Source organism: Massilia sp. CMS3.1, from assembly GCF_051262535.1.
Lineage (GTDB): Bacteria > Pseudomonadota > Gammaproteobacteria > Burkholderiales > Burkholderiaceae_D > Telluria.
The window spans coordinates 1-300 of record NZ_JBIMES010000101.1 but is presented as its reverse complement, the minus strand read 5'-3'; the positions used below and the strand labels follow the sequence as shown (position 1 = coordinate 300).

Annotated in this window: 1 pseudogene; it reads left to right on the top strand. The window is 59.0% G+C overall.

What is annotated here, in order from left to right:
* Positions 1–97 precede the first annotated feature (97 nt).
* Positions 98–300: pseudogene (locus ACHAC9_RS24595) on the top strand (IS110 family transposase); the annotation flags it as partial.

Sequence of the window (300 nt, the reverse complement as noted above, 5' to 3'; positions counted from 1 at the left end):
GACCCGAAGCAATGGGATGGACTCCTCCTCCCCCTGAGGGCACGTTAGTGCCAAACTGGAGTTTCCAGACAACCGGTTTGGAAAGAAGGAGTCCACCATGAAGCTTATCCGCGTTGGGGTCGATCTGGCAAAAAATGTCTTTCAACTGCACGGCGTAGACCGCTCGGAAACGACGGTCTGGCGGCGCAAGCTGGTCCGTGGTGATTGGATCAAAGTACTGCTCGACAGGATCGAGCCGGGCTGCGAGATCGGGATGGAAGCGTGTAGCGGCGCGCACCACTGGGCCCGACTGCTACAGGC